The sequence below is a fragment of the Limimaricola cinnabarinus LL-001 genome, from assembly GCF_000466965.1.
In the GTDB taxonomy this organism is placed as follows: Bacteria; Pseudomonadota; Alphaproteobacteria; order Rhodobacterales; family Rhodobacteraceae; genus Limimaricola; species Limimaricola cinnabarinus.
Map to the genome: position 1 here is coordinate 1 of NZ_BATB01000187.1, position 536 is coordinate 536.

Genomic DNA, 536 nt, shown 5'->3' on the forward strand with positions numbered 1-536 from the left:
GTCGGTCTGGCTGCCAAGCACGGCGAAGAAAAGACCGTGATGATCGACGCGACCTATTTGAAGGCACACCGCACGGCGACCAGCATGGCCGCCAAAAAAGGGGGCGTGGTCGTCTGATCGGACGAACCAAAGGCGGGATGAACACCAAACTACACGCCATCTGCGACAGCCAGGGACGTCCGCTCGACCTCTTCGTCACCGCGGGACAGGTGAGCGATTACATTGGCGCACGGGCGCTGCTCAGCGGCCTACCAAACGTCAAATGGCTGCTCGGTGATCGCGGCTACGATGCTGACTGGTTCCGAGAAGCGTTGCAGGACAAGGGAATACGCGCCTGCATCCCCGGCCGGAAACAACGGAAGACGCCCGTCAAATACGATAGGCGACGCTACAAGCGACGCAACCGGATCGAGATCATGTTCGGAAGGCTCAAGGACTGGAGGCGCGTCGCGACCCGCTATGACCGCTGCCCAAAGGTTTTCCTCTCGGCCATCGCTCTCGCGGCAACCGTCATCTATTGGTTATGAATCCTGACC

Annotated in this window: 1 pseudogene; it reads left to right on the forward strand. The window is 60.1% G+C overall.

What is annotated here, in order from left to right:
* Window positions 1-527, forward strand: a pseudogene (locus MBELCI_RS19045) (IS5 family transposase); the annotation flags it as partial.
* Between the last annotated feature and the right edge of the window lie 9 nt (window positions 528-536).